Annotated in this window: 22 protein-coding genes; 12 read left to right on the top strand and 10 right to left on the bottom strand. The window is 74.0% G+C overall.

Going from position 1 to position 24,863, the window contains the following annotated elements; genetic code table 11:
* Positions 1-446: 446 nt before the first annotated feature.
* A complete protein-coding gene (locus tag ACP4J0_RS06800; protein ID WP_426597693.1) occupies positions 447-1,598 on the bottom strand; it encodes a hypothetical protein in 1,152 nt (383 codons plus the stop codon).
* 192 nt (positions 1,599-1,790) lie between these two features.
* Between ACP4J0_RS06800 and ACP4J0_RS06795 the strand changes: the two genes are divergently transcribed.
* Positions 1,791-2,585, top strand: a complete 795-nt coding sequence (locus tag ACP4J0_RS06795) for an SDR family NAD(P)-dependent oxidoreductase (protein ID WP_426597692.1) — start codon at positions 1,791-1,793, stop codon at positions 2,583-2,585.
* 50 nt (positions 2,586-2,635) lie between these two features.
* Here the strand turns inward: ACP4J0_RS06795 and ACP4J0_RS06790 are convergent, their stop codons facing one another.
* A complete protein-coding gene (locus ACP4J0_RS06790) occupies positions 2,636-3,712 on the bottom strand; it encodes a YihY/virulence factor BrkB family protein (RefSeq protein ID WP_426597691.1) in 1,077 nt (358 codons plus the stop codon).
* Positions 3,713-4,122: 410 nt separating this feature from the next.
* On the opposite strand from ACP4J0_RS06790, the gene ACP4J0_RS06785 reads away from it, so the two are divergent.
* The 4 genes from ACP4J0_RS06785 to ACP4J0_RS06770 all read left to right on the top strand — a co-directional run bounded on the left by ACP4J0_RS06785 (position 4,123) and on the right by ACP4J0_RS06770 (position 6,336).
* Positions 4,123-4,530 carry a hypothetical protein gene (locus ACP4J0_RS06785; protein WP_426597690.1) on the top strand — a complete coding sequence of 136 codons (408 nt, stop codon included), beginning with the start codon at positions 4,123-4,125 and terminating at the stop codon, positions 4,528-4,530.
* Positions 4,527-5,312: a hypothetical protein gene (locus tag ACP4J0_RS06780; RefSeq protein ID WP_426597689.1), complete on the top strand. Its 786-nt coding sequence runs from the start codon at positions 4,527-4,529 to the stop codon at positions 5,310-5,312. The genes ACP4J0_RS06785 and ACP4J0_RS06780 overlap by 4 nt, the downstream gene beginning before the upstream one ends.
* A 38-nt stretch (positions 5,313-5,350) precedes the next feature.
* The gene (locus ACP4J0_RS06775; protein ID WP_426597688.1) at positions 5,351-5,875 is read left to right on the top strand and encodes a roadblock/LC7 domain-containing protein; all 525 of its coding nucleotides are present in this window, start codon (positions 5,351-5,353) and stop codon (positions 5,873-5,875) included.
* 86 nt (positions 5,876-5,961) lie between these two features.
* Positions 5,962-6,336, top strand: a complete 375-nt coding sequence (locus ACP4J0_RS06770; RefSeq protein ID WP_426597687.1) for a hypothetical protein — start codon at positions 5,962-5,964, stop codon at positions 6,334-6,336.
* Positions 6,337-6,421: 85 nt separating this feature from the next.
* Here the strand turns inward: ACP4J0_RS06770 and ACP4J0_RS06765 are convergent, their stop codons facing one another.
* A complete protein-coding gene (locus tag ACP4J0_RS06765) occupies positions 6,422-7,786 on the bottom strand; it encodes an FAD-dependent oxidoreductase (protein ID WP_426597686.1) in 1,365 nt (454 codons plus the stop codon).
* A 230-nt stretch (positions 7,787-8,016) separates the two neighbouring features.
* On the opposite strand from ACP4J0_RS06765, the gene ACP4J0_RS06760 reads away from it, so the two are divergent.
* Positions 8,017-9,489, top strand: a complete 1,473-nt coding sequence (locus ACP4J0_RS06760; protein WP_426597685.1) for an MFS transporter — start codon at positions 8,017-8,019, stop codon at positions 9,487-9,489.
* Between the two features lie 37 nt (positions 9,490-9,526).
* Here the strand turns inward: ACP4J0_RS06760 and ACP4J0_RS06755 are convergent, their stop codons facing one another.
* Positions 9,527-9,673, bottom strand: coding sequence for a hypothetical protein (locus tag ACP4J0_RS06755; protein WP_426522575.1), 147 nt, complete (start codon positions 9,671-9,673; stop codon positions 9,527-9,529).
* Between the two features lie 153 nt (positions 9,674-9,826).
* Here ACP4J0_RS06755 and ACP4J0_RS06750 point away from each other — a divergent pair, with 153 nt between their 5' ends.
* A complete protein-coding gene (locus ACP4J0_RS06750) occupies positions 9,827-10,000 on the top strand; it encodes a CsbD family protein (RefSeq protein WP_073728798.1) in 174 nt (57 codons plus the stop codon).
* A 166-nt stretch (positions 10,001-10,166) separates the two neighbouring features.
* On the opposite strand, the gene ACP4J0_RS06745 is transcribed toward ACP4J0_RS06750, so the two are convergent.
* Together ACP4J0_RS06745 and ACP4J0_RS06740 are read right to left on the bottom strand one after the other, a co-directional pair.
* Complete coding sequence (locus ACP4J0_RS06745) at positions 10,167-12,740, bottom strand: SpoIIE family protein phosphatase (protein WP_426597684.1); 2,574 nt, start codon at positions 12,738-12,740, stop codon at positions 10,167-10,169.
* A 265-nt stretch (positions 12,741-13,005) separates the two neighbouring features.
* On the bottom strand, positions 13,006-15,564 hold the full coding sequence (locus ACP4J0_RS06740; RefSeq protein WP_426597683.1) for a SpoIIE family protein phosphatase: 2,559 nt from the start codon (positions 15,562-15,564) through the stop codon (positions 13,006-13,008).
* Between the two features lie 238 nt (positions 15,565-15,802).
* Between ACP4J0_RS06740 and ACP4J0_RS06735 the strand changes: the two genes are divergently transcribed.
* Together ACP4J0_RS06735 and ACP4J0_RS06730 are read left to right on the top strand one after the other, a co-directional pair.
* Positions 15,803-16,072, top strand: coding sequence for an endo-1,4-beta-xylanase (locus ACP4J0_RS06735; RefSeq protein ID WP_426597682.1), 270 nt, complete (start codon positions 15,803-15,805; stop codon positions 16,070-16,072).
* A gap of 375 nt (positions 16,073-16,447) precedes the next feature.
* Positions 16,448-16,834 (top strand): ATP-binding protein, encoded by a 387-nt coding sequence (locus tag ACP4J0_RS06730; protein ID WP_426522579.1) that lies wholly within the window; start codon positions 16,448-16,450, stop codon positions 16,832-16,834.
* Between the two features lie 6 nt (positions 16,835-16,840).
* Here ACP4J0_RS06730 and ACP4J0_RS06725 read toward each other — a convergent pair whose 3' ends face one another.
* A complete protein-coding gene (locus tag ACP4J0_RS06725; RefSeq protein ID WP_426597681.1) occupies positions 16,841-17,206 on the bottom strand; it encodes an STAS domain-containing protein in 366 nt (121 codons plus the stop codon).
* A 161-nt stretch (positions 17,207-17,367) separates the two neighbouring features.
* Between ACP4J0_RS06725 and ACP4J0_RS06720 the strand changes: the two genes are divergently transcribed.
* Positions 17,368-17,646, top strand: coding sequence for a hypothetical protein (locus ACP4J0_RS06720; protein WP_426597680.1), 279 nt, complete (start codon positions 17,368-17,370; stop codon positions 17,644-17,646).
* A 38-nt stretch (positions 17,647-17,684) separates the two neighbouring features.
* Here the strand turns inward: ACP4J0_RS06720 and ACP4J0_RS06715 are convergent, their stop codons facing one another.
* Complete coding sequence (locus ACP4J0_RS06715) at positions 17,685-19,271, bottom strand: glycerol-3-phosphate dehydrogenase/oxidase (protein ID WP_426597679.1); 1,587 nt, start codon at positions 19,269-19,271, stop codon at positions 17,685-17,687.
* Positions 19,268-19,885: a TetR/AcrR family transcriptional regulator gene (locus tag ACP4J0_RS06710; protein ID WP_426597678.1), complete on the bottom strand. Its 618-nt coding sequence runs from the start codon at positions 19,883-19,885 to the stop codon at positions 19,268-19,270. The genes ACP4J0_RS06715 and ACP4J0_RS06710 overlap by 4 nt, the downstream gene beginning before the upstream one ends.
* Positions 19,886-19,964: 79 nt before the next feature.
* On the opposite strand from ACP4J0_RS06710, the gene ACP4J0_RS06705 reads away from it, so the two are divergent.
* Complete coding sequence (locus ACP4J0_RS06705; RefSeq protein ID WP_426597677.1) at positions 19,965-21,563, top strand: FAD-binding oxidoreductase; 1,599 nt, start codon at positions 19,965-19,967, stop codon at positions 21,561-21,563.
* Positions 21,564-21,635: 72 nt separating this feature from the next.
* Positions 21,636-22,517: a YegS/Rv2252/BmrU family lipid kinase gene (locus tag ACP4J0_RS06700; RefSeq protein WP_426597676.1), complete on the top strand. Its 882-nt coding sequence runs from the start codon at positions 21,636-21,638 to the stop codon at positions 22,515-22,517.
* Between the two features lie 55 nt (positions 22,518-22,572).
* Here ACP4J0_RS06700 and catB read toward each other — a convergent pair whose 3' ends face one another.
* Complete coding sequence (gene catB, locus ACP4J0_RS06695; RefSeq protein ID WP_426597675.1) at positions 22,573-24,852, bottom strand: catalase CatB; 2,280 nt, start codon at positions 24,850-24,852, stop codon at positions 22,573-22,575.
* Between the last annotated feature and the right edge of the window lie 11 nt (positions 24,853-24,863).

Below are 24,863 nucleotides of genomic sequence, written 5' to 3'. Positions count from 1 at the left end.
GGCACGGCTTCCTCGGCTGCCGGAAGCCGCGGCACGTGCGCGCGGCGCCTCCTTACCGGCAGCCGGCCCCGGCGGGACCGCGCCCCGGCTGGATCTGACCGGCGCCCAAGGCGGTTGGTGCGTTGGCCGCGAGGATGCAGGCCGGTCGGCTCGTGGGCTGTGGGTATCGGGTCGGCTGGTCGGCGGGCTGTGGGTATCGGGTCGGCTGGACGGTGGGCCGCGGGTACCGGGTCGGCTGCTTCACGGACCGCGGGGCCCAGGCCGGTCGGTCGGCCCCGGACCGTGCTCAGGCAGTCGGTCGGATCCGGACCGTGCTCAGGCAGAGTCGGTCGGATCCGGACCGCTCGCAGGTCAGTTGGCCGGCCCTGGACCATGCTCGGGTCGGTCGGCCGACCCCTGGACCGTGCCCCAGCCGGCCGGCCTCCCGGACAGCGATCCGGCGGGTGTCAGTCGCCGGGCTCGGCCGCCGGTCGGGAGGTGTCCTTGCCCGACGCGGTGCGGGGTGCCCTGCCGGAGACCTTGAACCGTTCCAGCGTGCGGGTCAGCTGCCGCAGCGGGGACGTCGCAGGCGCCGCGGACGGCGGCGGCCCGGCCGGGGCGGACCCGGCGGACTCCCGGTACGCGGCCAGGGCCTCGGCCGCGCGTTCCGCGGCCTCTCGGTACAGGTCCCGGGACTGCGTCATGGCCTCCAGCGCCTCGGCGTACATGGCCACCAGCTTGCGCTCGCGCTCCAGTTCCTCCGCCAGGGTCAGCAGCCGCCAGTCCTCCCGCAGCGCGGTGAGGGTGTCCTCCGCGCCGTCCGGCAGCGGCCGGCTCAGCGCCGCGAACGACGTCACCGCCGCGATCAGGCCGGTGGGCTCGGAGCCGTCCAGGAAGACGGTGCGGACGGAGAAGTCCTGGGCGTCGTAGCCGGACGGGGCCGGGGTGCCGGGCAGGACCACGGCGCCGCCGCGCGGCACCTGGACGCCGAAGTCCTCCAGTGCCCAGTTGACCACCCGCAACTGCTGCGGCGCGGCGCGGTGCTCGATCACGAGGTGCCGCAGGCCGGGCGGCAGCCGATCGGCGAGCGGTACCCGGCCGCGGTGGTCGGGGGTCATCGCCTCGTGCACGACGACGTGGATGTTCCACGGGCTGCGCCCGGCCGCCTTGAGCAGCCGGCGTACGGCCTTGTCGTCGTCCGGCAGGGTGTTGATGCCCCGCAGCCGCAGCCCGGTGGCGGTGTCGCGGTCCCAGGTGACGTCCGGGTCGTCGGGCCAGAACATCGTGGCGGGGGAGGGCCAGGCCGTGTCCCAGGCCTCCTCGGCCTCCGCGAGGAGGGTCCACTCCTGACCACCGGCCGAGGCCGGCTCCAGGAGCAGCCGGGCCCGTACGGTGACGGCGCCCCCGGCCTTCCAGCGCGCCTCGAAGATCCGGACGCCGGCGCCCTTGTCGTCCGGCCGCTCCTCGGGCAGTTCCAGGAAGTCGTCGATGCAGCGGCTGTCCTTCAGCCGCTGCAGGGTGTGCCGGACGGTGTCCTCCGCCGCGGATCCGACGTGGCGGCCGCGAGCGGGCCACACCGTGGGCGGAGTCGTGGGGTGGGCGGTGGCGGAGGTCGGCATGGGTCCTCGGGAAGCAGGAGACGGACACAAGCAAGTATCGTCGCCGCAGGTCAGCGGAGAGCACCCGGGGTCCGCCGACCGGGCGGGTCGCGGTGCGGTCGCGGTGCGGTCGGCGGGATCCCGGATGCGCCCTGGGCGAGGGTGGGCACAAGCACGGCGAACCGACGGTACGGCACGAGAAGGAGCGACTCCATGAACCTCGACCTCGGCGGACGAACCGCGTTGGTGACGGGCTCCTCGCAGGGCATCGGAGCGGCGATCGCCGCCGGGCTGGCCCGGGCCGGCGCCACGGTGGGCGTCAACGGACGCGACGCCGCCCGCCTGGAGGAGAGCGTCGGGAAACTGCGGGCCGAGGTGCCGGACGGCGTGTTCGTGCCGGTCGCGGCCGACCTGGGCACCGAGGAGGGCGCCGAGCGGGCCCTGGAGGCGCTGCCCGACGTCGACATCCTGGTGAACAACCTCGGCGTCTTCGGTGCGGTGCCCGCGCTGGAGATCAGCGACGACGAGTGGCGCCGCTACTTCGAGATCAACGTCCTCGCGGGCGTCAGGCTGACGCGCGCCCATCTCCCCCGGATGAGGGAACGGGGCTGGGGCCGGGTGCTGTACATCGCGAGTGACTCGGCCGTGGCCGTCCCGGCCGAGATGATCCACTACGGGGTGTCCAAGACGGCGCTGCTCGCGGTCGGCCGCGGCTTCGCCAAGGAGGCGGCGGGCAGCGGCGTCACGGTGAACTGCGTCATCGCCGGACCCACGCACACCGAGGGGGTCGAGGACTTCGTGTACCAGTTGGTCGACCGCGACCTCCCGTGGGACGAGGCGCAGCGCGCCTTCATGCGCGAGCACCGTCCGCAGTCGCTGCTCCAGCGGCTGATCGAGCCGGAGGAGATCGCCAACCTGGTGGTCTACCTGAGCTCGCCCCAGGCGTCCGCCACGACCGGCGCGGCCGTCCGCGTCGACGGGGGATACGTCGACTCGATCCTCCCGTAGCGGGCCGACGGCCCGGACCGGACGCGTCGCCCGGCGGCGGCGCCGGGGGGTCACTCGTCCGGTGATACCGCGCGCCGCCGGTCCGCCTCGTCCCAGGCCCGGGTGTCGCGCGGCTCCACGTACGGCTCGTCCTCGGGCGGATGCCCGCCGTCGATCACCCGCTGCCGGGCCAGCTCGGCGTCGAACTCCAGGCCGAGCAGAATGGCCAGGTTCGTCACCCACAGCCACACCAGGAAGATGATGACACCGGCCAGGGTGCCGTACGTCTTGTTGTACGAGCCGAAGTTGGCGACGTAGAAGGCGAACCCGGCGGACGCGGCCAGCCAGATCAGCAGGGCGAGCACGCTGCCCGGCGAAATCCATTTGAAGCCCCTGACCCGGGCGTTCGGGGTGGCCCAGTACAGGATCGCGATCATGAACGTGACGAGGACGACCAGCACCGGCCACTTGGCGATCGACCACACCGTCATCGCGGTGTCACCGACGCCCAGCGCGGTGCCCACCTGCTGCGCCAGGCTGCCGGTGAACACGACGATGAGCGCGCTGACCACGGCGAGCACGAGCAGCACCACGGTCAGCGCCACCCGCAGCGGCAGCACCTTCCAGACCGGGCGTCCCTCGGGTACGTCGTAGACCGCGTTCGCCGCGCGGATGAACGCCGCCACGTAGCCGGACGCCGACCAGACGGCGCCGACCAGACCGACCAGTGCCAGTACGGAGCCCAGACCGGCCTTGGCCTGCAACTGTTTCACCGCGTCGGAGATGACGTCCCGCGCGGATCCGGGTGCGAGCCTCTGGATGTTGTCCAGGATCTCCTGGGTGGCGGACTGCCCGGCGATCCCGAGCAGCGAGACCAGCACCAGCAGCGCCGGGAACAGCGACAGGATCCCGTAGTAGGTCAGGGCGGCGGCGCGGTCGGTCAGCTCGTCGTCCTTGAACTCGGCGAGCACGCGCCGCAGCAGCGCGGACCACGAGCGCTTCGGCAGCTCGGTGGGGGAGCCGGGAGCCGCACGCTCGGTGGAGGGGGCCGGACCGTAGTCCTCGGGCGTCGCCCTGTCCGGCGCCGTCCCGTCCGGTGCGTCGTCCTTCGTGTGCTTCCCGCGATGGGGGAGATGCAGTCGGGCCATGGACCCCGGGTTGCCCGTCTCGGCACGCCCACGCACCCGTGCGCGACGCGTGCCGGGTGTGCGGCGCTCCCCCCGGGGCGGCGGCCGCTCACTCATGGCCCGGGGCGGCGGCCGCTCACTCCTGGCCCGGGGCGGCGGCCGCTCACTCCTGGCCCGGGGCGGCGGGCCCTGCCCGGCACGGTCCGCGCGGACAGGTCCCGCCCGCCCGTCGTCCGCATCGGGGCGGCGTCCGCGCGCCGCTCCTCGCCCGTCGGACTCCCAGGACGCCTCGCACGGCCGAAACACCGCAGTATGCCGCAGCGCGGGCACGTTCCTCTGGAAAATGCCAAAGGACTCACTGGATGCGTGCACTTTCCGTAGTCTCGGCGTCACGTTCGCGGTACACAGCCGTGCAGGGGAGGGGATCCGGCGTGCCCGGGATCGACGAGAGTCTGCTGGAAGCCATGCGACTGCCCGGCGCGCAGGGTGCGTCGCTGGTCGACTGGATCAGCGGTCTGGCCCTGGGCGCCGTGGGCGAGGCGCCGGGCGGTGACTGGGAGGCCACGGCGGCGGAGACCGCGGAACTGGCCCGGCACGTCGCGGAGAGCGGCTCCCTGACGGCGACCGGTGATCCCGCCACCGTCGTCGCGCCGGAGAAGGAACCGCCGGTCGAGGACATGATCGCCACGACCGCCGACGCCTACCACCTGCTCAGGTTCGTCAGCACCCCGTTCGACAGCACCGTCTTCCTCCACCTGTGGCTGGACCGCAACGACGGAAACCTCGCCCTGGCCCGCATCCGGCTGGCCGAGATGGCCGACCGTCTGGTGCTCGGATGACCGGCGTGACCACCACCTGGACCGCGCACGGAACGACGTCGGCGGCGCTCGGCGTACTCGCGGCCGAGGGCGCCACGGGTGCCCTGTCGGGCGAGCGGGGCATCGTCTACCTGTCGGCGGGCCGTGTCGTGCACGTGGAGTCCGCCTTCACCCCGGACCTCGGGGCACTGCTCACCCGCAGCGGCGCCGTAGCGCCCGACGGCTGGTGGGAAGCCGTCGACCGAGGCGGAACACAGGCCCGGGTCGGACACCGGCTCGTGGACAGTGGCCGGCTCGCCGCGGGGGCACTGGAGGTCTGCCACCTGGGCGCGCTCTTCGACGCCGCGTACTTCGTCCTCGCCCACGACACGCGTGCGCACCGCTTCCGGCCCGGTGCGGTCCACTGGCTCGGCACGGTGCGGTCCGTACCGGTGGACGTCGTCGTCCGCGAGTCCGGACGCCGACGCGCCCTGCTGGACCGCATATGGCCGGACCCCGACATCGACACCGTCCCCCTCACCCGGGTGACCGACGCCGGCGCCGCCGACCTGCCGGTGCGGCGCAGCCGGACCCTGACACAGGTCGACGGCGTCCGCACCGCCGCCCAGATCGCCTCGGCGCTCGCCTGCCGCACGTACCACACCCTCGTCGAACTGCGCCGCCTGGCCGCCGACGGCCTCGTCACCGCCGCGCCGCCCGCTCCCGCGCCCCTCGCGCGGGCCCCGCAGCCGCACGGTGTCGTGTGGGACGACCCGGACACGGCTCTGCTGCGACGGCTTCGAGACGCCTTGGAGGCCCTGTGATCCGCGCGCGTCGCCAGCGTGCCGAAAGGAGACTGCTCATGGCCGTCGAGAGCGACGTCCTGGACGAACTGCACCGACTGCGCAACCGCGTACCCCAGTTGACCGGATCGCTCGCGGCCAGCGTCGACGGGCTCGTCCTGGCCCACGACGCCCCGGGCACCGAACCCGAGGGCCTCGCCGCGCTCACCGCCGCCGCCCTCGGCGTCGCGCAGCGCATGGCCGACGCCACCGCGCGGGGCGGCTTCCGAGAGCTGCTGCTGCGCGGGGCCGACGGCTACGTCGCCACCTACGCGGCCGGGCCGTCCGCCGTGCTCACCCTGCTCGCCGAGGGCCGGGTCAACGTGGGCCGGCTGCACCTGGAGGGCCGGCGCAGCGGCGCCCGGATAGGGGAGCTGGTCGTCGCGCACATCGGCCACGACCGCGGTCGTGCCCCGGCCGACGAACACGCCGCGACACTCCCCGCCGACCCGGCCCGCCCCATCGGCACCCTGCCGGTGCGCACCCCGCAACGGCCCGCGCACCAGCCGACTCCGCAGACCGGTGGCCATCACCGGTCGACCTGAACAACCCATCACCACCGAGATCACCACTGATCGTCACCGATCACGCACCAATCACGCACCGATCACGTCCGGAAAGGAAGTTACGCATGGCCAACCTGGAGACCTCGCTCAAGGAATGCCTCGGCTCCATCGACGGAGCCACCGCCGCCGCGCTGGTCGACTACACCAGCGGGATGGCCCTCGGCACGCTGGGCGGCGGCAAGGACTTCAACCTGGAGGTCGCCGCCGCCGGCAACACCGACGTCGTGCGGTCCAAGCTGCGCACGATGGAGCACCTCGGTCTGAAGGACGAGATCGAGGACATCCTGATCACCCTGAACACGCAGTACCACATGATCCGCCTGCTCAAGGGCCGTGGCGGCAACGGCCTGTTCCTCTACCTGGTGCTCGACGCGAGCCGCGCCAACCTGGCGATGGCCCGCCACCAACTGCGCCGGATCGAGAGCGAACTGGAGGTCTGATCCCCGGTGAACCGCCTGGAGGTCTGACCCCCCGGCGAACCGCCTGAAGACCTGATCCTCGCCGAAGCGCAGAACCGGGCGCGGATCAGGCGCCGCTCTCGCGGAGCATGTCCTCGCGCTCGACGAGCTTCACGCGCTCACGCCCCTGCGGCTCACCCAGCGCCTTCTCCGCGGCGTCGAGCTTGTACCAGCCGTCCCAGGTGGTGAAGCGGACGTTCCGCTCGGCGAGGAAGGCGTCCACGGCCTCCGGAGCGGGCGACGCGGGCGTCTGCAGCCTGTCGTTCGCGAAGTCGTCCAGCAGGTTGGACACCGTCTCGTTGGCGTCGCCCTTGGTGTGGCCGATCAGGCCGACCGGACCGCGCCGGATCCAGCCGGTGACGTACGTCGACTGCAGGTGCTCGCCGGACTCCTGGACGACCCGGCCGCCCTCGTCCGGGACCGTGCCCGAGTCGATGTCCCAGGGCAGCTTGGGCAGCTGGTCGGACAGGTAGCCGACGGCCCGGTAGACCGCCTGGACGTCCCAGTCCTTGAACTCGCCGGTGCCCTTGACGTTGCCGGTGCCGTCCAGCTCGGTGCGCTCGGTGCGCAGGCCGACGACCTTCCCGTCCTCGCCGAGGATCTCGGAGGGCGACTCGAAGAAGTGCAGGAACAGCTTGTGCGGCCGGTCGCCGACGTCGCGGATCGCCCAGTTCTCCAGGGTCTTGGCGACCATGTCGGCCTGCTTGTTGCCGCGCCGGGTCGCGATCGAGCCGTCGTCGTAGTCGATGTCCTCGGGGTCGACGATCACCTCGATGTTGGGGGAGTGGTCCAGCTCCCGCAGCTCCATCGGGCTGAACTTCGCCTGCGCCGGGCCGCGGCGGCCGAAGACGTGGACCTCCAGCGCCTTGTTGGCCTTGAGGCCTTCGTACACGTTCGGCGGGATCTCGGTGGGCAGCAGCTCGTCCGCCGTCTTGGCCAGGATGCGGGCCACGTCGAGGGCGACGTTGCCGACGCCGAGGACGGCGACCTTCTCCGCCTCCAGCGGCCAGGTGCGCGGCACGTCCGGGTGGCCGTCGTACCACGACACGAAGTCGGCCGCGCCGTACGAGCCGTCGAGGTCGATACCGGGAACGGACAGCGCACGGTCCGCCGTGGCGCCCGTGGCGAAGATCACACCGTCGTAGAAGGTGCGCAGATCGTCCAGGCTGACGTCGGTTCCGTAGTCCACATTGCCGAAGAGGCGGATCTGCGGCTTGTCGAGCACCTGGTGCAGGGCCGTGATGATGCCCTTGATCCGCGGGTGGTCGGGGGCGACGCCGTAACGGATCAGTCCGAACGGGGCGGGCATGCGCTCGAAGATGTCTATGGACACACCGGGTTCGGTGGCCACCTCGGACTTGAGCAGGGCGTCGGCGGCGTAGATCCCGGCCGGGCCCGATCCGACGATGGCTACCCGCAGAGGGCGGGGCATGTTCAGGTTCCCTTCGAGCGGTGATAGATCGACTCGTGGGGAAGCCTAAGCTAAGGCAAGCCTAAGTCGGTACGCGGGTCCGGTCTATGAGGCCATAAGGGCAACTTATGGGTTCCCATGGTTCGCCTTTGTGGCCGGCTTTGTGTCCGGGTTTGAACCACTCCGTACGGGTGACGCAGGCGTGAGGCGCGACGATCGCGCCCCGCGTCCGCCTCACGAGGGGAGTCTCCGTGCACCGTCCGGACGACCGCCCGGATCCGAACCGGTGGCGGGCCCTCTGGGTGACTCTGGTCGCCGGGTTCATGACCCTGCTGGACGTGACGATCGTCGCCGTCGCCCTGCCCTCCATGCAGCGGGGACTGCACGCTTCGGCGGCCTCCGTGCAATGGGTCGTGTCCGGATACGCCCTCGCCTTCGCCCTGACGCTGGTGACGGCCGGCCGGATCGGTGACACGTTCGGCAGGCGCCGCGTCTTCCTCGCCGCGCTGGCGGCCTTCGTGGTCTTCAGCGCCGCGGCGGGGGCGGCGCCGGGCATCGAACTGCTGGTGGTCGCCCGACTGGCCCAGGGAGTCGCCGCGGGCAGCCTCGCGCCGCAGAACTCGGCACTCATCCAGCAGATGTTCCGCGGCGCGGAACGCGGGCGCGCGTTCGGACTGTTCGGCGCCACCGTAGGGGTGTCCAGCGCCGTGGGGCCGGTCGTCGGCGGGCTGATCCTGGCGCTGGCCGGCCCCGAGGGCTGGCGGTGGATCTTCTACGTCAACGTCCCGATCGGCGCTCTCGCCCTCCTGCTCGGCCTCCGCCTGCTCCCCCGGGTCGCCCCCGGTGGCCGGGGACACCTGGACCCGGTGGGAGTGGTGCTCCTCGGCACCGGGATCCTCGCCCTGATGCTGCCGCTGGTCCTCGCCGAGGGAGGCGGAGTGGGCCGGGTGTGGTGGCTGTTCCCGGCGGGGCTGCTCGTCCTGTTCGCCTTCGTACGGTGGGAGCGCCGCGTCGCCCGCCGCGACGGACAACCGCTGCTGGACCCCGGGCTGCTCACCGAGACCCGGGGCTACGCCACCGGCGCGGGCCTCGCCGCCCTGTACTTCGTCGGGTTCAGCGGTGTGTGGCTGGTGTTCGCCCTCTTCTTCCAGAACGGGCTGGGCTTCTCACCCCTCATGTCCGGCCTGGCGGTGACCCCGTTCGCCGTGGGCTCCGCCACCGCGGCGGCCGTGGCGGGCCGCCTGGTCGACCGGCTGGGACGGGCCCTGACCGTCTGGGGACTCGTCGCCGTCATGCTGGGACTCGGCGCGACCGCGCTGGTGCTCTGGCTGGCCCCCTCCGACCGGGCCGCCTGGCTCGCGGCCCCGGCACTGCTGGTCGGCGGCCTCGGCAGTGGCTGTGTGATCTCCCCGAACATCACGATGACGCTGCGGGACGTCCCGGTGCGGATGGCGGGCGCGGCCGGGGGCGCCCTGCAGACGGGGCAGCGCCTCGGCGGCGCCGTGGGCACCGCCGCGCTGCCGGGGCTGTTCTACCTGACCCTGAACGCCACCCACGACGACTACCGCGAGGCCGTCGCCCTGTCGGTCGGCTCCGGGGTCGCCGCCATGCTGTGCGCGCTGGCCGTCGCGGTCCTCGACTGGCGGCGGGACCGCCGCGCCGACCGCGCCGCGCGCTGCCCGCCGGAGACGTCCCACAGCCACACCCACGCCGGGCAGTGCTGAGACGGTCCCGCCGCGGCGGCGAACCGTCCCGGCGCGCTCACCGGCGCTTGCCGAACCTCCGCAGCATCTCCTGGGCCTGCGCGCGGCGGCGGGGGTCCGAGGCGGCCCGGCGCACCTGCTCCGCCGCCCGGCGGCCCTGCGGGCTGCGCGCGAAGCGCTTGATCCGGTCCAGCATTCCGGCCATGACGTGCCTCCGAGTCGACGATGGATCCGCTTGTCCGTCCTCCTACCCCGCGGCCCTCCGCTCACCCCGGCGGCCGCACCCGGGTTTGACCGCCTCGTGTCGGGCGACCCGTGACGCGAGACATCGGAAGCGAACGCCGTGAGGTGAGCAGCTGTGGCCGGCAATCAGAAGTCCAAGGCCAAGATGGAGCAGGCCAAGGGGAAGGCCAAGGAAGCGGCCGGCCGGGCCGTCGGCAACGAGAGGATGACGGCCGAGGGCCGCGCCGAGCAGTCCAAGGGCGACGCCCGGCAGGCCAAGGAGAAGGGCAAGGACACGTTCCGGCACTGACACCGGAACCGACGTGCGGCCCGTTCCGCGCCCGTGGTGGGCCCGCCCTGATGGGCGTGGGGTCGGCCGACGCGGCCGGTACGGCGAGAGGTGCCTGCGGGGCGCGCCGGGGCGGGGGAGGGGTGCCGGGGGCGGAATCCCCGAGGGTGGGCGACGCCCGTGTCCGTCAGGGCACCGGCTGCTCCGCCCAGATGACCTTGCCGGCCGGTGTGTAACGGGTGCCCCAGCGCTCGGCGAGCTGTGCGACGAGGAACAGCCCGCGCCCGCCCTCGTCCGTCATGGCCGCGTAGCGCAGGTGGGGTGAGGTGCTGCTGCTGTCGAACACCTCGCAGATCAGGCTGCGGTCGCGCAGCACCCGGACATGGACGCTCTCGCCGCCGTACCGGATCGCGTTGGTGACCAGCTCGCTCAGGATCAGTTCCGTCGTGAACGCCAGCTCGTCCAGTCCCCACTCGGCCAGCCGCCCGGTGACCCGCGAGCGCACCTCGCCGACCGCCGCCGGGTCGTTCGGTACCTGCCACTCGGCGACCCGGTCGGGACCGAGCGTGTGGGTGCGGGCGACGAGCAGGGCGATGTCGTCGCCCGGCCGGTCCGGGAGCCGGGCGTCCAGCACGGCCCGGCAGGTCTCCTCGGGCGACTCGCCGGCCGTCTCCAGCGCCCGGCGCAGGTGCTCGAGGCCGACGTCGATGTCGTGCTCCCGGTCCTCGACGAGCCCGTCGGTGTACAGCACCAGCCGGCTGCCCTCCGCCAGGCGCAGCTCGGTCGTCTCGAACGGCAGGCCGCCCAGGCCCAGCGGGGGGCCGACGGGCACCTCGGGGAACTCCACCCTGCCGTCGGGCCGGATCAGCGCCGGCGGCGGGTGGCCCGCCCGGGCCATCACGCAGGAGCCGGAGACCGGGTCGTAGATCGCGTAGAGGCAGGTCGCGCCGGTGACCGGGGCACTGCCGTCGTCGGCCGCCTCGTCCTGGTCGATGCGGCCGACCAGTTCGTCCAGCAGGCCCAGCAGCTCGTCGGGCGGCAGGTCGAGGGCGGCGAAGTTGTGCACCGCCGTCCGCAGCCGTCCCATGGTGGCGGCGGCGTGCAGCCCGTGACCGACGACGTCGCCGACCACGAGCGCCACCCGCGCCCCCGACAGCGGCAGCACGTCGAACCAGTCCCCGCCGACCCCCGCCTGCGCGGGCAGGTACCGGTAGGCGACGTCCAGGGCGTTCTGGTCGGGCATCCTGCGGGGCAGCAGACTGCGCTGGAGGGTCACCGCCATGCTGTGCTCGCGTGTGTAGCGGCGCGCGTTGTCGATGGAGACCGCGGCGCGCGCGACCAGTTCCTCGGCGAGGGCCAGCTCGTCCTCGTCGAACGGCTCGGGCTTCTCCGAACGCCAGAAGCTGACCACGCCGAGCACCAGGGTGCCCGCCCGCAGCGGCACGGTGATCAGGGAGTGGACGCCGTACTCCACCACCCGCGCGGAGCGTTCGCGGTCCTGGGCCTGCCAGCCCGGGGCCTCGCCGAGGCGGGGTTCCAGGACGGGCCGGCCGGTGTGCAGGGACCGGCCCTGCGGGGAGGAGGCCACGAAACGGATCTGCCGGCCCACCGGGTAGAGCGGGACCTCCTTGCGGATGCCGCTGAGCGCGGAGCGGCGCAGCGGGGTCACGCCTCCCGGCTGGCCGCCGGCCAGCACGGTGTCGAACAGGTCGACGCTGACGTAGTCCGCGAACCGGGGCACGGCCAGCTCCGCCAGCTCCTCGGCGGTACGGGTGACGTCCAGGCTGGTGCCGATGCCCACGCCGGCGGCGTACAGGATGTCCAGGCGTTCCCGGGCGGTCTCGGCCCGGCCGGACAGGGCCCGCAGCTCCGTGGAGTCGCGGAGGGTGGCGACACTGCCGGCCGGGCCGCCCCGTACGTCGGTGGGCCGCTGGTTGACCGCCAGCAAGCGGTCCTTGACCAGATGCACCTCGTCCGTGGCGACCCGTCCGGAGACGAGCAGCTCCGCCGTGTCGACCGGAAGCCCGAGGTCGGTGACCTGCCGCCCCTCGGCATCGGCGGGCAGGTCCAGCAGACGCTGTGCCTCGTCGTTGGCGAGCAGCAGCCCGCCCTCTCCGCCGATGATGAGCACGCCCTCCCGGACGCTGTGCAGGACCGCGTCGTGGTGTTCGTACATCCGGGTCATCTCGTGCGGTCCCAGACCGTGCGTCTGCCGCAGCAGCCGCCGGCTGACGAACGCGGTGCCCGCCGTCGCCAGGGCCAGCCCGACGCCCGCCACGATCAGCACCAGCGGCAGCTGCCGTTCGGCGGCACCGCCCACGTTCTCCGTCGTGATGCCCGCGGAGACCACGCCCACGACCGTGCCGTCGGGCGCCTCGACGGGCACCACGGCCTGGACCAGCGGGCCGAGCGTCCCCTCGATCTCCTCGGTCACCGTCTCCCCGGCCAGTGCGGGGGCGATGTTCCCCACGAACTCCTTGCCGATGCGGTCGGGCTTGGGGTGGGTGTAGCGGATGCCGTCGGTGTTCGTGACGGTGACGAAGTCCACACCCGTGGCCCTGCGCACCGCCTCGGCCCGGGGCTGGAGCACCGCCGTGGGGTCGGGGCCGCGCAGGGCCTCCCGGATGCCCGGGGACTCGGCGAACGTCGCGGCCACGGCGACGGACCGGTTGCGGGCCTCCACCGTGCTGTCGTGCCGTACCTGGAGCACCAGCGCGATCGCGGCGGCCACCACGATCAGCAGCACGATGACCACGTTCATGACGAAGACCTGGCCGGCGACACTGCGCCTGGACAGCGCCGAGCGCACCGCCGCGGCACGCCGCCGCCCTCCCGTGTCCGTCCCCCGCCGCGACCGGTCCGCGTCTCGCGGGTGCCGGGCCGGCGGGCCGCTGGGACGACGGGGTGACCGCTCTCCCGATCGACCCATCAGTCGGACCATGTGCCCATGTCTACACTGCCGGGCCCGCGGAGGCGAGGGGCACCCCGGTGCCGGAGCGGCCCGCCCGCTCCGGGCCCGCGGCCCCTCACGGAGGGCTCCCTCGCCGGGGGCGGCGGGTGGCGAGCAGCAGGGCGATGTCGTCGGGGCGGTCCGTGGTGCGGCGGGCGGTGACGACGATCCGGTCGGCGAGGCCCGCCAGCGAGGGGCTCCCGGGCGGCCGTTCGGCGCGCGCCCCGGCCCTGGCCAGGGCCAGCCGCAGCGCGGTGATCCCGTCCTCGATGTCGGTGCCGGGCCGCTCCACCAGCCCGTCCGTGTAGAGGGCGAGGACGGCACCGGGCTCGACCGGGAACTCCGTCAGCGGGTACCGGACGCCCGGGTCCACGCCGAGTACCACGCCGCCGGGCAGGTCCAGTGCCTCGGTACGTCCGTCCGGGTGGCGCAGCAACGGCGGCAGATGCCCCGCGCGGGCCGCGCAGGCCCGTCCGGTGGCCGGGTCGAGGCGGACGTAGCAGCAGCTCGCGAACAGCCCCGGGTCCAGGTCGGTCAGCAGGTGGTTGACGCCGCTCAGCACCTCGTCGGGCGAACGGTCACCGAGGGCGAAGGCGCGCACGGCGCTGCGCAGTTGTCCCATCGTGGCCGCCGCCTGCACGCCGTGCCCCTGCACATCACCGATGACCAGGGCCATGCCGTCCCCCGAGGCGACGACGTCGTACCAGTCCCCGCCCACGTCCATGCCCTGGGTCCCCGGCACATAGCGCCCCGCGGTCTCCAGCAGGGGGTGCGCCGGCAGCCGCCGGGGCAGCAGCGCCCGCTGGAGTCCGCGGGCGAGGGCGGTCTCGGTCTCGAAGCGCCGGGCCTTCTCCATGGCGTGGGCGATCACCCCGGCGAGGGCCGTGAGCACCGCGCGCTCCTCGGTGCCGAACCCACGGGAACGGTCGAAGCCGAGGATGCAGGAGCCGACCGGGCGCCCGGAGGCGATCAGCGGCAAAAAGGCGCGGGAGCCCTCCGTGGCGTCCAGGGGAATGCCCGGGTACGCGGCGGCCAGCGCCTGCATCGAGTCGAAGAAGAGCGGCCGGCCGCTGGTCAGCGTCTCGACCCCGGGCAGCCGGGCGTCCAGCGCCACCCCCTCGAAGCGCGTGAGGAAGCCCGGTGGGAAGCCCGTCTCCCACGCCAGATGCAGACGGCGGTCCTGGAGGAGGTAGATGGCGAGCCGACGGCCGCCGAACGCCGGCAGCACCTCCCGCACGACCACGGCGGACACCTGGCGGGCGGTGACCGCCTCGGTCAGGGCAACAGCCAGCACGATGGGGCGGTACCCGGGCGCCGTGGCGGCGATGGCGGCCGGCGCGGGTCCGTCCGTGCCGGGCGCCCCCGGTCCCCCGTGCTCGGGTGCGAGGCCGGCGGACGCGTCGGCCACCCGGTTGGCCGGGCGGAGCGTGCCCGTCAGTAAGTCCGGCCCGGGATGCACGGAGACGGCGAGCCAGTCTCCCTCGTACGGCCGCGGAGTGGTCCGGCGGCTGTCGTCGGGCGGGCGCCGGACATGGAAGTGGACCGGCTCGGGGGAGAGCAGGGCGCCGCGCAGATGGTCCTCGTAGGCGGTCTGGTCCAGCCAGGGCACGGCCTCCCACAGGGAGTGGCCGACCAGCCGGGCCCGTGGCCGGCCCAGCAGCCGGGCGGCGCGCGGATTGACGTAGAGGATCGTGCCCAGCCGGTCCACGCAGAACACCCCGTCCGGCAGCAGGTCGGCCGCGGCGTCGGCCACGGTGCCGGACGACGGATCACGTACGGCGCCGCGCACCGGGCCGCCGACGGGCGGCGCGGCCGGTGGTCTCCACAGCTCCACCAGAAGCAGCGCACCGTCCGAGGCACGCACGTACAGGGGGAGCGGCGGAGGCCGGCCGGCAGCGGTCTGCCGCAGCGCCGCGGCGACCCGGTGCCCGTCGTCGGGGGCCAGGGCGCGGGTGAGCGTGTCGAGTGTGGTGGTGGCGGATCCGGCGGTGGTCCCCGCCGTGCCGAGCAGGGCGCGCAGCGGCTCGTCGACGGTGACGTCACCGGTGGCCGGATCCCAGGCGAAACTTCCGGCGCGCCGGGCGTGGCGTACGGACGGGGGCGGCCGCAGGCACAACGGCTCGCCGTCCCAGACGACCGCCGGCGCCTCGGGGTCCTCGTCCAGCCGCTCCAGGGCCGCACCGAGCTGCCGGGCCGGCCGCTCCATCCGGTCCAGGCCCTCCACCACCTCGGCGGTGTCCGACGCGCCGGGACGCAGGACGGTCAGGACGCCGTACGTCCGCGTCGCACCGGCGACGGGCACGTACAGGGACCCGAACGGGAACGGCAGGCCGGCCGCGAACTGCGGGTAGCGGCGCATCGTCTCCGCCGCGTTGGGCAGCACCACCCGGACGCCCCGCCGGTAGGCGTCGGCGGCCGGGAACGGACTGTCGGCGTGCAGCCGCCACCAGGGCCGGAACAGCGGTCCGGGCAGTCCGGCGAGCACGGCCAGCCGCAGCAGGCCGGGGGTGCGCGAGCGCAGGTAGACCCCGCCCGCGTGGCCGCCGGCCGCGCCGATGGCCCGGGCACAGGCGTCGATCAGGAGCACCGTCAGCCGCCCGGGCGTGCGGTCCGGGTCCTCGGCGCCTGCGCTCATCGGCCCCACCTCTCGGCCCCACCTCGTCCGTGCGCCGTCACGCGGGCGACACAGTAAGAATGCGCCGCTCACCGGGGACGCGCACGCGGTCGGGCCGCACGGGTGACCGCGACGGGCGTTGACCGCGAGGTCGGGAGTCCGTAACCTCTTCCGCGACATTCGGAAACACATCCGAAACTTTCGGAGTTTCCTGCCCTTCCGAGCGGCCTCCGTGCACCGATTCAAGGAGCGGGATGACATGCGCATGACTCTGTTACGCCTCTCGCGAGCGGTCACCGCCGGCCTCGTCGCCGCGGCGGCGCTGACGGCCGCCGCCCACTCCGCCGAAGCCGCCGACTCGCTCGGGTCCGCGGCGGCCGGCCAGGGCCGCTGCTTCGGCACCGCCGTCGCGGCGAGCCACCTCGACGAGGCCGACTGCGTTGCCACGCTGAACCGCGAGTCCACCTCGGCGACCCCCGAGAACGAGACGAAGCGGGACGCCGCCGAGCCCAGCCGCGGCACCTTCTGATCCCTCCGGCGCACCGGCGCACCGGCGCACCGGCGCACCGGCGCACCGGCGCACCGGCGCACCGGCGCACCGGCGCACCGGCCGCCCCGAAGCCCGCGAGGAGTCCTCGGGGCGGACCGGTGCGCCCCGCCGCGAACCCCGGCCGTGCCCGTCGCCGACCGGGACGGTGCCCTTTCCGGCGCACTCGGCCCGGGCCTGTCCGAAAAACGGCGCGTCCGGCGGAAGTTGGGGCAAAGGGATCGTGAAAACGGCTCCGGTGCGTATCGTGAAGGGCCGGGGACCAGCGCACCCCCACTCGGCTACTCGGCCCCGGACCGGACGGTGAGGCTCTGTATGACTCCGGCGCACAGATCCGATGCCGCGGACACCTCGGTCGTGTCCACGGTGGTGGAGTTCAGGGGCGGATCGGCGATGATCCCGGCCTCCCGGGACGTCGTGCACGGCTTCGTCACGCGGCTCCGCGAGCGGGGCGTGGGCCTGGCCGACACCTTCCTGGACGCCGCCCGCCTGGTCGCCAGCGAGTTGGTGACGAACGCGCTCCGCCACGCGCCCGGCCCCTGCCGCCTGGAACTGACCCTGCTGGAGGACGGCGTGGAGATCGCGGTGTCGGACACGGGGGACGGCTTCCCCACGTTCCTGCCCCGCGACCCCCTGCGGGTCGGCCGGCACGGCCTGGAGATCGTGACGCGCCTGTGCGACGAGGTCATCACCAAGCCCCGGGCGACGGGGAAGACGGTGTACGCGCGCCTGCCGCTGCGCTGACCTCCCTCAGGCGGCCAGGGCCTGCTCGAGGGTCGGGTAGCAGTCGATGAGCGCGTCGACCCCCACGAGCCTCAGCACGCGCTCGACGGCGTGCTGAGGCGCGGCGAGCCGGAACCAGCCGCCGCGGGACTCGGCGGCCCGGTGCGCGGAGATGAGCACGTTGATGCCGCTGGAGTCCAGGAAGGCCACCTCGCCGAGATCGACCACCGTGCCCGGCGCCGTCCGCACGCAGGACAGCAGGACGTCGTGGAGCTGACTGCTGCCGTCGAGATCGACCTCCCCGGCGAGGATGACGATGCCGACGCCTTCGCCCGTGGTGGTCCGGGTGATCAGCAGCCGCTCCGGTACCGCCGCGCCCTCTATGTCCGCCACGCTCAGCCTCACTTCTCGCATGTGTCCGGCCCGCACCGGTGGCTTGATGCTAAGGCTCTTCGAGGCCCTCATGGGCCACTTGCGCGGACCGGGGCGGCCCGGACCGGTCGTGACGGGCTCGACGCGCGCGACGGCGCTCCTCTGACTACGGTCGATATGTGGTGGCTCACACATTCGAGGAGCTCGTGCACAAGCGTCGCGCGGCGGACCTGGCGCAGCACCGGGTCGAGGAGCTGCGGGACTCGTACGGGCCTCCCACGCAGCATCAGTGGACCGCACGGCAGTCGCACACGTACGAGACCGCCGTACGGGCCTGGCGCGACCTGGACCGGGACGCGCAGACCGCGATGACGGAGTACGTCAAGGAGGGGGGTCAGTCCCGGCACAAGTTGGAGGCGAAGGTCCGCAAGGCCGTCCAGGACGCCGGACAGGGCACCTGACCGGCCCCGGCAGGGCTGGACCGGACGGACCGGTCCGTTCAGCCCCGCCGGGCGGGGACCTCGCCGACGAGATCGCGTACGGCACGCAGCGCCGCCGCCCGGTCCTCGGGCACCAGCCCGATGCGGGTGCGGCGGTCGAGCAGGTCGCCCTCGTCGAGGGCCCCCTCGTGACGCAGCGCCCAGAGCAGCTCGGCCCCGGTGACGGGGTGGCCCGGCAGGACGCGCTCGCCGAGCCGGGGGTCCCGGTCGGCGAGGGCTTGCACGGCCGGTGCCTCGGTGCCGTACCGCCGCACCAGGCGGCGCGGCGCCCGCAGCGCGGCCAGCGCGTGCGGTGCGGCGGCGCCGACCAGCGGCAGCGCGGCGGTGGGGGACGGTCCGGCGCCGAGGCGGCGGGCCGCGACGGCGGCGTCCACGGCGTCCTCGGCCATCCGCCGGTACGTGGTGAGCTTGCCGCCGACCACGGTGATCACGCCCTCGGACGAGGTGAGCACGGCGTGCCGGCGTGAGACGTCCGCCGTGCGGGGCCCGCTGCCGGGCCGGTCGGCGGACGTGGTGTCCAGCAGGGGACGCAGGCCCGCGAACGCGCCCACCACGTCCTCGCGGTGGACCGGCGCCTCCAGTACCGAACCGAGCACGTCCAGCAGGAAGCCGACGTCCGTCTCGGGCACCTCGGGCACGTCCGGTACGTCCCCGTCCACGGGCTCGTCGGTCAGGCCGACGTAGACGCGGCCGTCGCCCTGGGGCAGGACGAGGACGAAGCGGTTGGTCTCCCCGGGGACCGGCACGTGCAGGCCGGCGGGCAGCGGGCCGAGCAGGTCGGAGCGCAGGACCAGGTGGGTGCCGCGGGAGGGACGGACCCGGATGCCGTCGACCAGGTCGCCGGCCCACACTCCGGAGGCGTTGATCACCGCGCGGGCGCGGATCACGCCCTCCTCGCCGGTGAGCTCGTCGCGTATCCGGGCGCCGGACGAGGTCAGCTCCAGGGCCCTCACCCGGGTCAGTATCCGGGCTCCGCGCGCGGCGGCGGTCCGGGCGAGCGCGGTCACCAGACGGGCGTCGTCGGTGAGCCGGCCGTCCCAGGACAGCAGCCCGCCGCGCAGCCGGTCGGAGCGCAGCGCCGGTGCGAGGTGGCGGGTCTCCACGGCGGACAGCCGGCGCGGCGCGGGCAGCGTGGCCCGGGCGGTGCGCGCCGCCAGACGCAGGGCGTCGCCGGCCCGGAACCCGGCCCACGCCAGCCCGGCCCGGCCACGGGAGACCAGGGGCGTCAGCGGCAGTACGAAGGGCTGGGCGCGCACCAGGTGGGGAGCGGTGCGCTCCATCAGCACGCCGCGCTCCACCGCGCTCTCGTGGGCGACGTCGAGCTGGGCGGAGGCGAGGTAGCGCAGGCCGCCGTGGATGAGCTTGGAGCTCCAGCGGGAGGTGCCGAAGGCCAGGTCGTGGGCGTCCACGGCGACGACGCTCAGACCGCGGGCCGCGGCGTCCAGGGCCGCGCCGGCGCCGGTCGCGCCGAGACCGACGACCAGGACGTCCACGACGGGGCCGCCGGCGGCCCCGGTCAGCTCGCGCGAGCGCCGTGCGGCGGACAGGGAGGCCCCGGCGGCGGGGGTGCTGCCGGTCGGGCTCATGGTGTGAGGGTCCTCTCCAGGACGGTGCGCAGCTCCGCGAGGAGGGCCGCGGGGGACAGTTCGGCGTCGTCCTCCTCGGTCATGGTCCGCAGCGACAGCGCGAAGGACTGGACGATCAGCAGCACGGAGCGTGCCTGCCGCCCCGTGTGGGCCGGGCGCACCGACCCGTCGGCGTGGCCCTCGGCGAGCGAGTCGGCCAGCAGTCCCAGCAGGGCCTCCTGGCTGGCCCCGCGCCGGTCGAGGACGTAGGGCAGCAGCAGCTCTGGATCGACGTCGACGATCTTGCGGAAGAGCGGATGGGCGCGGAACGCCTCCACCCCGGTGACCAGTCCCTCGACGATGCGCGGGCGCGTGGCCACCCCCGGCCCGGGCTCGGGGACGGCGCCGGTGGCCACCGCGATCCACTCCCGGGTCATCAGGTCGCCGACCAGGGACCGCACGTCCGGCCAGCGCCGGTACAGCGTCATCCGGGAGACGCCGGCCCGGCGGGCGACGTCGGTCATCGTCGTCCGGCGGACCCCGACGGCCAGTACGCAGTCGCGCACGGCGTCCAGCACCGCGTCCTTGTCGGAGGTGTTCGGTCGGCCCGAGTCATTGTGACGGTTAGGCGTCATGTGTAACAGTGTAACGCCCTGGGGCCGCGCGGACACCACCCGACGGCATCCCCCCGACCGACCGCGAGGACGACAGGCCATGGACATGCTGTGGAACGGCTGGGGCGACCCGGCCCGTGCGACGCCGCTGCCCGACACGGTGACCGGGCTGCTGCGCGAGCTGCTCGGCGTCGAGCCGCGCCACGCCGCCTCCGTCCCGCTGGAGGAGATCGACGTACCCGGATCGCCGCTGGACGCGGCCGCCCGCCGCGCGCTGGAGGCCGCCGTCGGCGACCGCGCGGACGGCGTGCGTACGGACGCGGAGACCCGGATGCGCCACACCCGCGGCAAGTCCACCCCCGACCTGCTGCGGATGCGGGCCGGCGACACCGCGGACACCCCGGCCGCCGTCGTCCTCCCGGACGGCCACGACGAGGTGCTCGCCGTACTGGAGGCCTGCGCCGAGCACGGTCTCGCCCTCGTCCCCTTCGGCGGCGGCACCTCCGTCGTCGGCGGCCTCGCCCCCGGGCGCGACGGCACCTTCGTCGCCCTCGACCTGCGCCGTATGAACCGCCTGCTCGACCTCGACGAGGTCTCCCGCACCGCCACCCTGCAACCCGGCCTGCGCGCCCCCGAGGCCGAGGCGCTCCTCGCCGGGCACGGCTACACCCTCGGCCACTTCCCCCAGTCCTACGAGTGGGCCACCATCGGCGGCTTCGCCGCGACCCGCTCCAGCGGACAGGCCTCCGCCGGCTACGGACGCTTCGACGAGATGGTCCTCGGCCTCACCCTCGCCACTCCCCGGGGCACCCTCGACACGGGCCGCGCCCCGCGTTCGGCGGCCGGCCCCGACCTGCGCCAGCTCCTGCTGGGCTCCGAGGGCGCCTTCGGTGTCATCACGTCCGTCACCGTGCGCGTGCGGCCCGTGCCGGAGGTCCGCCGCTACGAGGGCTGGCGCTTCGCCTCCTTCGCCGAGGGCGCCGCGGCGCTGCGCCGGCTCGCCCAGGACGGCCCGCGTCCGACGGTGCTGCGGCTGTCCGACGAGACCGAGACCCTGATCGGCCTCGCCCAGCCCGACGCCGTCGGCGCCTCCCCGGAGCGGCGGGACGCCGGATGCCTGGCGGTCGTCGGATTCGAGGGCACCGCGCAGGACACCGCGTACCGCCGCGAGGGCGCCGCCGCCGTACTGCGCGAGGGCGGCGGCACGTTCGCCGGCGAGGAACCCGGGGAGCGCTGGGCCCGCGGCCGCTACTCGGCGCCGTACCTGCGCGACGCGCTGCTCGACGCCGGGGCGCTCGCCGAGACCCTGGAGACCGCGACCTACTGGTCCCGGATCCCCGCCCTGTACGCGGCCGTCCGCGACGCGCTCACCGGCACCCTCACCGGGGCCGGCACCCCGCCGCTGGTCATGTGCCACATCTCGCACGTCTACGAGAACGGCGCCTCCCTCTACTTCACCGTCGTCTCGGCACAGGGCGACGACGCCGTCGCGCACTGGACCCGGGCCAAGCACGCCGCCAACGAGGCGATCCTCGCCGCGGGCGGCACCATCACCCACCACCACGGCGTCGGCACCGACCACCGCGACTGGTACGTCCGGGAGGCGGGCCCCCTCGGCGTCGAGGCCCTGCGCGCGGTCAAGCGGAGCCTGGACCCCGCCGGACTGCTCAGCCCGGGCGTCCTGCTGCCCGAGGACTGACCCCGCACAGCGGCTCGCCCCGACCCCGTGAGACAACAGTCCGGCATCACCCGTCAGCCCGGAGGCACACCGATGCGACAGTTCACCGCCGTGGTCAACCCCACCGCCGGCGGCGCCACCCCGGCCGCCGCGCTGCTCGGGGTGGCCCGGCTGCTGCGGGAGGCGGGGGCCGAGCTGGAGACCGAGTACAGCCGCAGCCTCGCGCACGCCCGGGAAATCGCCCGGCGGGCCGGGGCGCGGGGCCGGGTCGTGCTCGCCGTCGGCGGCGACGGCATGGCCGGCGGAATCGGCGGCGCCCTCAGCGGCACCGGAGCCCTGCTCGGCCTCGTCCCGGCCGGCCGCGGCAACGACTTCGCCCGCGCCCTGGCCCTGCCCACCGACCCCACCGTCCTCGCCGGACTGCTGCTGCGGGGCGAGCCCCGCCCCGTGGACACCATCGAGGTCACCTCGGCGGTCCACGACCGCACCGTCGTACTCGGAAGCGTCTACGCCGGGGTCGACGCGCTCGCCAACCACCACGCCAACAACGCGCGCCTGCTGCGCGGCACCGCCTCCTACTACGCCGGCGCGCTGCGCGCCATCACCACCTGGCGCGCGACGCGCTACCGCGTCACCGTCGACGGCGAGGAACACGCGTTCACCGGCTACACCGCCGTGGCCGCCAACTCCGGCTACTACGGCTCCAACCGCCTCATCGCCCCCGCCGCCCGGGTGGACGACGGCCTGCTGGAGGTCGTGATGATCCACGACGCGCCCCGGTGGCTGTTCTTCGCGCTGATGAACGAGCTGGGGTCGGGCGCCCACGTCCACCGGCCCCAGGTGCGCGTCCTGCGGGGCCGGGAAGTACGCATCGAGGCCGACCGGGCCATACCCTACGGCGCCGACGGCGAGGTCGAGGCCGTCGTCCCCGTCACGGCGAGAGTGCTGCCCGGGGCGCTGCGCGTCCTGTGCTGAACACGCCGCCGGGCCGGCCGCCGGCTTCGGCGACCGGCCCGACGGGGCGCGCGGATCAGCCCCGGGGAGTGGTGAAGCGTTCCCACACCCGGTGGGCGCCCATCAGCTCCGTCACCTGCTCCAGGGCCGCGGTGCCGGACGCCGCGACGACCACACCGGGAGCGTCGGTGGGCACGCCCGACGCCTCGAGCGCGGCCTCGCCGCCCGCCCAGACACCGATCGCCTTGCCGTGCCGGTACGCCTCCGACACCATGAGGCTCACCCGCGGGTCGATCGTCCCCGGCTGCGCGGGCGGGGGAGTGGCCTTGTAGTCCCGCGGAGTGTAGGCGTCGCCGCCCATGTCGGGCGTCCCCGCCACCAGGACGGCGTCGAACTCGACGGACCGCGCGGTGACGTAGCTGCGCTGGACGGTCAGCGCCGCGTCGCCCGAGCCGATGGTGCCGCCGGTCGGCGCCACGACCAGCGGCACCATCCCGGCGTTCAGCACCGCCTCCCGTACGGCCGTCACACCCTCCAGGTCCGCCCCGCCGGTGACGATGCCGACGACCCGGCCGTCGAGGGGCCAGGTCCGGCCGACCTGGGACAGTGCCGGGCTGGGCTCGACGTCGGCCAGCGGCACGGTCGGTCGCGGGGCGGGCAGGCCGAGGCCCTCGGCGACGCCCGCGCACAGCTCCGGGTCGATGTTGGCCAGCACCTGGAGGGTCCGTTCCCTGACGGCCTGTTCGTAGCACTTGCCGAGCTCGAAGGTGTAGGCGCCGATGATGTGCTCGCGCTCCACCGGACTCATGCTCAGCCAGAACCGCCGCGGCTGGCTGAAGTGGTCCGCGAACGACTCCGGAGCCTCCCGCACCTTGACCGCCTCCGGGACCCTGACCGGCGCCTCGACGAAGGCACTCATGTCCGCCCCGGCCGTGAACGGGCAGCCGCCGTCCAGGGAGTTGGGCCGGTAGGGGGCCACGCCCCGGTGCACGGCGGTCTGGTGCATGCCGTCGCGCAGCATGTCGTTCACCGGCGCCTGGGGGCGGTTGATCGGCAGCTGCGGGAAGTTGGGGCCGCCGAGACGTGTGATCTGGGTGTCCAGGTAGGAGAAGAGCCGCCCCGCGAGCAGCGGGTCGTCGGTGACGTCGATGCCCGGGACCAGGTGGCCGACGTGGAAGGCGATCTGCTCGGTCTCGGCGAAGAAGTTCGACGGGTTCCGGTTCAGGGTCAGCAGCCCGACCGGCTGCACCGGGGCGAGTTCCTCGGGCACGAGGTTCGTCGGGTCCAACAGGTCGATGCCCTCGAAGGTCTGCTCCGGGTTGTCGGGGAAGGTCTGGATGCCCAGCTCCCACTGCGGGTACGCGCCCGCCTCGATGGCGTCGGCGAGGTCCCGGCGGTGGAAGTCCGGGTCGATGCCGTTGATCATTTGCGCCTCGTCCCACACCAGGGAGTGCACGCCCAGCTTGGGCTTCCAGTGGAACTTCACCAGCGTCGTGGCGCCCTCGGCGTTCACCAGCCGGAAGGTGTGGACACCGAAGCCCTCCATCATCCGGTAGGAGCGCGGGATGCCGCGGTCGCCCATGAAGAAGATGGTGTGGTGGGTCGCCTCGGTGTGCAGCGAGACGAAGTCCCAGAAGGTGTCGTGCGCGCTCTGCGCCTGCGGGATCTCCCGGTCGGGATGCGGCTTCGCGGCGTGCACGACGTCCGGGAACTTGATGGCGTCCTGGATGAAGAAGACCGGGATGTTGTTGCCGACCAGGTCGAAGACGCCCTCGCTGGTGTAGAACTTCGTCGCGAAACCGCGGGTGTCCCGCACCGTGTCCGACGACCCCCGCGAGCCGACCACCGTGGAGAACCGCGTGAACACCGGCGTCTCCACGTCCGCCGCGAGGAACCCCGCCTTCGTCACCGAGGCCGCCGTGCCGTAGCTCTGGAACACCCCGTGCGCGCCCGCGCCCCGGGCGTGCACCACGCGCTCCGGGATGCGCTCGTGGTCGAAGTGCATGACCTTCTCGCGCAGGTGATGGTCCTGCAGCAGTACGGGTCCGCGCGGCCCGGCCTTCAGCGAGTGGTCCGTGTCGTACAGCCGGGTGCCCTGGGCGTTCGTCAGGTAGCTCCCGGACTGCGCCACCCGGGCCTGGTCGGCTCCCGTGGGCTGACCGGTCGGCGACACGGTGTCCGGACCGCTCTGGTCCGGCTTCGGCGGCAACGGCTCCCGGGGCTCGGTGGGTTCCGCGACGGAGGGCGACTCGGGGCCGGGCTTGCCGGGAATCCCGTCCGCCGGTCCGCCACCGTCGCCCTGCAGGCTCTCGGTGACCTTGTGGGCTACCCGCTTGAGGGGGTTGGCCTCGCTCATCAGCCTTCTCT

It is taken from the genome of Streptomyces sp. WG7 (assembly GCF_049975785.1).
GTDB lineage: Bacteria > Actinomycetota > Actinomycetes > Streptomycetales > Streptomycetaceae > Streptomyces.
This window is presented reverse-complemented; position numbering and strand designations above follow the sequence as displayed.

Coding starts and splice junctions, on each gene's coding strand:
- ACP4J0_RS06800 (WP_426597693.1), bottom strand. CDS start 1,598: ATGCCGACCTCCGCCACCGCCCACCCCACGACTCCGCCCACGGTGTGG.
- ACP4J0_RS06795 (WP_426597692.1), top strand. CDS start 1,791: ATGAACCTCGACCTCGGCGGACGAACCGCGTTGGTGACGGGCTCCTCG.
- ACP4J0_RS06790 (WP_426597691.1), bottom strand. CDS start 3,712: ATGGCCCGACTGCATCTCCCCCATCGCGGGAAGCACACGAAGGACGAC.
- ACP4J0_RS06780 (WP_426597689.1), top strand. CDS start 4,527: ATGACCGGCGTGACCACCACCTGGACCGCGCACGGAACGACGTCGGCG.
- ACP4J0_RS06775 (WP_426597688.1), top strand. CDS start 5,351: ATGGCCGTCGAGAGCGACGTCCTGGACGAACTGCACCGACTGCGCAAC.
- ACP4J0_RS06770 (WP_426597687.1), top strand. CDS start 5,962: ATGGCCAACCTGGAGACCTCGCTCAAGGAATGCCTCGGCTCCATCGAC.
- ACP4J0_RS06765 (WP_426597686.1), bottom strand. CDS start 7,786: ATGCCCCGCCCTCTGCGGGTAGCCATCGTCGGATCGGGCCCGGCCGGG.
- ACP4J0_RS06755 (WP_426522575.1), bottom strand. CDS start 9,673: ATGGCCGGAATGCTGGACCGGATCAAGCGCTTCGCGCGCAGCCCGCAG.
- ACP4J0_RS06745 (WP_426597684.1), bottom strand. CDS start 12,740: ATGAACGTGGTCATCGTGCTGCTGATCGTGGTGGCCGCCGCGATCGCG.
- ACP4J0_RS06740 (WP_426597683.1), bottom strand. CDS start 15,564: ATGAGCGCAGGCGCCGAGGACCCGGACCGCACGCCCGGGCGGCTGACG.
- ACP4J0_RS06735 (WP_426597682.1), top strand. CDS start 15,803: ATGCGCATGACTCTGTTACGCCTCTCGCGAGCGGTCACCGCCGGCCTC.
- ACP4J0_RS06715 (WP_426597679.1), bottom strand. CDS start 19,271: ATGAGCCCGACCGGCAGCACCCCCGCCGCCGGGGCCTCCCTGTCCGCC.
- ACP4J0_RS06710 (WP_426597678.1), bottom strand. CDS start 19,885: ATGACGCCTAACCGTCACAATGACTCGGGCCGACCGAACACCTCCGAC.
- ACP4J0_RS06705 (WP_426597677.1), top strand. CDS start 19,965: ATGGACATGCTGTGGAACGGCTGGGGCGACCCGGCCCGTGCGACGCCG.
- ACP4J0_RS06700 (WP_426597676.1), top strand. CDS start 21,636: ATGCGACAGTTCACCGCCGTGGTCAACCCCACCGCCGGCGGCGCCACC.
- catB (WP_426597675.1), bottom strand. CDS start 24,852: ATGAGCGAGGCCAACCCCCTCAAGCGGGTAGCCCACAAGGTCACCGAG.